This is a genomic window from Methylobacterium sp. EM32 (assembly GCF_040593685.1).
GTDB lineage: Bacteria > Pseudomonadota > Alphaproteobacteria > Rhizobiales > Beijerinckiaceae > Methylobacterium.
This window is the reverse complement of the sequence record NZ_JBEXZS010000206.1, coordinates 1-4,680: the sequence shown is the minus strand read 5'-3', so window position 1 is coordinate 4,680 and position 4,680 is coordinate 1. Positions and strand designations below refer to the sequence as shown.

The 4,680-nt window shown below is 68.0% G+C and carries 5 protein-coding genes and 2 pseudogenes; all 7 read left to right on the top strand.

Features of this window, described 5'->3' with window-relative positions:
* Window positions 1-371 (top strand): molybdopterin cofactor-binding domain-containing protein (locus ABZT49_RS27350; protein WP_355290743.1); only part of this gene is annotated, 371 nt, incomplete at its 5' end.
* A 424-nt stretch (window positions 372-795) separates the two neighbouring features.
* Entirely contained in the window at window positions 796-1,143 is a 348-nt protein-coding gene (locus tag ABZT49_RS27345) for a carboxymuconolactone decarboxylase family protein (protein ID WP_355290741.1), read from the top strand.
* Window positions 1,144-1,167: 24 nt separating this feature from the next.
* Window positions 1,168-1,800, top strand: a pseudogene (gene rclC, locus ABZT49_RS27340) (reactive chlorine resistance membrane protein RclC).
* 56 nt (window positions 1,801-1,856) lie between these two features.
* Window positions 1,857-2,672 (top strand): alpha/beta fold hydrolase, encoded by an 816-nt coding sequence (locus ABZT49_RS27335; protein WP_355290739.1) that lies wholly within the window; start codon window positions 1,857-1,859, stop codon window positions 2,670-2,672.
* Between the two features lie 14 nt (window positions 2,673-2,686).
* Complete coding sequence (locus ABZT49_RS27330; protein ID WP_355290737.1) at window positions 2,687-3,406, top strand: hypothetical protein; 720 nt, start codon at window positions 2,687-2,689, stop codon at window positions 3,404-3,406.
* A gap of 88 nt (window positions 3,407-3,494) precedes the next feature.
* Window positions 3,495-3,923 carry a histidine kinase dimerization/phosphoacceptor domain -containing protein gene (locus ABZT49_RS27325; protein ID WP_355290735.1) on the top strand — a complete coding sequence of 143 codons (429 nt, stop codon included), beginning with the start codon at window positions 3,495-3,497 and terminating at the stop codon, window positions 3,921-3,923.
* Between the two features lie 29 nt (window positions 3,924-3,952).
* Window positions 3,953-4,680 (top strand): annotated as a pseudogene (locus ABZT49_RS27320) (IS5 family transposase); the annotation flags it as partial.

The following is a 4,680-nucleotide window of genomic DNA, read 5'->3' as shown; positions in this document are numbered from 1 at the left end:
TCGCGGACGGCGAGGCGCGGGTGCACAACCTCTGGATCGCCTTCGATCCGGGCTCGGTCGTCAACCCGGCGATCGTAACGGCGCAGGTCGAGTCGGCCGCGGCGCTCGGGACCTCCTCGGTGCTGTTCGAGCAGATCGTCTACCGCGACGGCCTGCGCCAGTCGCAGAACTTCGACGCCTACCCGATCCTGCGCCGCGAGCACATGCCGGCGGTCCATGTCCGCATCGTCGAGAGCGGCGCCCCGATGGGCGGCGTCGGCGAGCCCGGGCTGCCGGGCGTGCCCCCGGCGAATCTCAACGCGGTCGCGGCACTGACGGGACAACGCGTGCGCTCGCTACCGGTCGCCAACACGAAGCTCGCCGGCGCCTGACCTCGGCAACGAACCCTGCGGCCACGTATCATCCCGTTCTGGGCGCGAGCCGTCGAAAAACAGTCTCGTCGCGAGCGCTCCGGCCGATCGTCCGCGCATCGCGGTTCGGAAGAGCCGCGATGCCCTAAAGTCTTGCCGACCAGCCATGCATGGGGAAGTCCGTCCTGGGCTCCGGCAAGGTGGCATGCCCCTTTTGGAGGCCGATGAAGTGTTCGTCGATCAGCCCGATGTGCGTGTCATGCTCGAATCTGTCGCTGCATCCTCCGATCCGGACACACCAAGCGTCCGTGAAGCGCCATGAGCCGTGAAGTGAGGCGTCTCACGGCGTCTCACGACACCTCTCACGACATCGGCCGCCGAACCGCTTAGCCCTGATGTCGCGGCAGCCGACGTTCCGCCGGCGCCGATCCGGGAGGGCAGCGACATGCACATGATGGATTGGAACCTCTACCGCCAGCAGGTGACAGCCGGCGTCGGCGGGTTCGCGAAGCTCAGCCCCGAGACGATCAAGGGCTACGGCGCTCTGAGCGCGGCGGGGCAGAGAACGAACCACCTCGACGCCAAGACGCGCGAGCTGATCGCCGTCGCGGTCGCGGTGACGTTGCGCTGCGACGGCTGCATCACCGTCCACACCGATGCCGCGCGCAAGCTCGGCGCGACGCAGGAGGAACTGGCGGAGGCCCTGGGCATCGCCGCGAGCCTCGGGGCGGGCGCAGCCATCGTCTACGGGACGCGCGCCCTCGATGCCTTCGCGGCCTCGGCCGAAGCCTGATCCCGGACGCGACGGAGGCTTACCATGGACCAGCGGATCCTCTCCGTCCTCGGCGCCGTCTCGAGCCCGACCTCGACCCGGATCGGTATCGGCGCCACGCGAGTCGCGATCGCGATCGTGTTTCTCTGGATCGGGGCGCTGAAATTCGCCCCCTACGAGGCGGACAGCATCACGCCCTTCGTCGCCAACAGCCCCGTCATGTCGTTCCTCTACGCGCATCCGACGGAATACGCGGCGCATCTCATCCGCGAGGGCGAGCTGGATCCGGCCAAGCGGGCCTGGCATGCGGGCAACCGGACCTACGCCTTCTTCCGCGGGCTCGGAACCGTCGAACTGATTATCGGCGGCCTCGTCCTCATCGGCCTCGGATCGCGGCGCCGGGGGCTCCCCGGTGCGGTGCTGGCTTTCCTGACGCCCGTGGTCAGCCTCTCGTTCCTCGTCACTACACCGTAGGCCTGGGTGCCGCCCCTTGGCGACGGTGCGTTCGGCTTTCCCTACCTTTCAGGCGCCGGACGGCTCGTGCTCAAGGACGTCGTCCTGATGGCCGGGGCGTGGCTCTGCGTCGCCGACAGCGCCCGAGCTCTCGTCACGGAAGGCTGGCCCGCTCCGGGGAAGCCCGCCCGAGCCGTCGCCCCGGCCGAGGCCGTCACCCCCTAGCATCGTTGCAGCCCCACGATCTCCCCCAACGCCACAACCGGAAGGCCCGCACGACCATGGCATCCACTCTTCACCACGTTCCGACCCGCTTCGGCCGCCTGACATTCCGCGCCGAGGGACCCGAGGCCGGCGCGCCCCTCCTGCTGCTCCAGCGCTTCCGCGGCACCCTCGACGACTGGGACCCTGAGTTTCTCGCCCGCCTCGCCGAGGGGCGCCGGATCATCCGCTTCGACAATGCCGGGATCGGTGCATCCGAGGGCGAAGTGCCGACATCGGTCGACGGGATGGCCGAGGTCGCCCTCGCCTTCATGGACGCGGTCGGGCTCGAACAGGCCGATATCCTCGGCTGGTCCCTCGGCGGCTTCGTCGCCCAGCATCTGGCGCACCGGGCGCCGGATCGGGTGCGCCGGCTGATCATCGCCGGTTCGGGACCGGGCGGCGTCGCCGAGGGGCCGCAGCCGCACCCCAAGGTGCCGGAGGTCATGGCTCACCCGCAGAACACCGAGTACGACTTCCTCTTCCTGTTCTTCACCGAAACGGAGGCCGGCCGCGCGGCGGGCTGCGCCCATCTGCGCCGCCTAGGCGCCGTTGCCGACCGGGTCCCGGCGGTGACGGGCGCGGCCTTCATGGCGCAGCTGCGGGCGATCAGCGGAGCGAGCGGGCTGCGCGAGCGGCTCGGGCGCCTCGGCATGCCGGTGCTCGTCGCCAATGGCGTCGCCGACGTGATGATCCCGGCCTACCGCTCCTACGTCATCGCGCAGGAGGCCCCCGACGCTAAGCTCGTCCTCTACCCGGATGCGGGCCACGGCTTCCTGTTCCAGCACATCGCCGATTTCACCGCCGAGGTTGGCCGCTTCCTCGCCGACCACTGAACCGGATGAACGACATGACGACCTTGCTCGCGACCGTGCTCGACGCCCATGGCGGTCTCGCACGCTGGAACCAATTCTCGACTATGACAGCGCATCTCGCTCAAGGCGGCGCGCTCTGGGGCCTGAAGGGGAAGGCGGGGCTGCTCGATGCAGTCGACGTGACGGTGGGCCTGCGCGACGAATGGGCCTCGCACGCGCCGTTCGGAAGCGACGGACGCCGCTCCCGCTTCACGCCCGATCGGGTCTCGATCGAGGATGCGGCCGGGTCAACGATCGAGGAGCTCGTCGACCCGCGCGCGTCGTTCCAGGCTCATACCCTGGAGACGCCCTGGAGCGATCCGCAACTCGCCTACTTCGCGGGCTGTGCGATGTGGACCTACCTCAACATGCCGTTCCTGCTCGCCTATCCGGGTGTGGAGACGCAGGAGATCGAGCCCTGGCGCGACGGCGACATGGTCTGGCGTCGGCTGCAGGCCACCTTCGCGCCCGGCATCGCGACGCACAGCCGGATCCAGACGCTCTACGTCGATGCCGATGGCCTGATCGCCCGGCATGACTACGACGTCGAGATCGCCGGCAGCACGCCGGGCGCGCATTTTCTCTCGGATTACGTCGACGTCTCCGGGATCAAGGTCCCGACGCAGCGACGGATCTTCCCGCGGCGGCCCGACGGCCGGCCGATGCCCGAGCCGCTCGTGGTGTCCATCGATCTCTCCGCCATCACGCTGAGCTGAGGGTTTTGGGTCCGACTAAGTTTTTTCCAGCCGAGGCGTTCTTCCCATGATGCCGGCGACAGATCAGCACCGAAGATCCGGTCATACGATGATACTCCTTCAGGAGATCCATCATCGCGTCGCGAACGAGCTTCAGGGCTTGGTCGGAGCCCTTTCACCACATCGCGCGAAACAGATGCGCGACGGCACCGGTGCCGTCGCGCGGGCCGTGGAGCGCATCGGGCACATCGCCCCACCCAACCGCCAGATCTACGAAGCGCCCACCTCGCTCGTGTTCTCACAACATTGCCGCGAACTCTGTGCCGGTGTCCTGTCCGCCTTCGGCAGGTCGGACATCGTCCTGCTCATCGACTTCACGGCCGAACCTGCAAGTCGAGAGCAGAGGCTGACGGTCGCGCTGATCATCGTCGAGTTATTGACTAATGCGGTCAAGCACAGTCTTGCGGACGAGACGGAAGCCTGCATCCGGCTAGGGTCTAAACCCGTTCAAGGTATTGCGGTTATGTGCGAAATATGATTCTACGCGCCTCCCAGATGGAGGAGGCTCTGGCAGAGCTGTTCTGGCTGTCGGACGAGCAATGGCAGGCGATCGCGCCGTTCATGCCCACCAATCAGCCCGGCGCTCGTCGCAAGGACGACCGCACGATCCTGTCGGGCATCCTGCACGTCATCAAGTCCGGCTGCCGCTGGAAGGATTGTCCAAGCGACTACGGCCCTCACACCACCGTCTACAACCGCTTCAACAGGTGGTCGCGCCGCCGCTTCTGGACCGGCATGCTGGAGGCCCTGGCCAAGGCCGGATGGTCCGGCGAAGCGGCCGCCCTCGACGCGACCTATGTCAAAGCCCAGCGCGCCGCCCACGGTGGAAAAGGGGGGGCCGCGAGCAGGCGATCGGCCCTTCGCGAGCGGGTCCGACCACCAAGATCCACGTCCTCACCGATGTGATCGGCCGCCCCGGCGTCATCCACCTCACCCCCGGCAACGCCAGTGACGTCAAGATCGCGCCCGCCGTGCTGGCCCGGGCACCCGGCCGCGTGCGGCGGCTCATCGCCGACAAGGGCTATGATGCCGACTGGCTGCGACAGGACCTGCGCGAGCAGGGCATCAGCGTGGTCATTCCCGGCGCACTCGCGCCCGCAAGCGCAAGATCCGCCTCGACAAGCGACGGTATCGGGATCGCTGGCGGGTCGAAATAGTCCTTCCGCAACTGACAAAAGCGTCCGCGCTCGCCATCCGGGCCGACGGGAACCACGTAGCGGATCTCGACCTCGGCC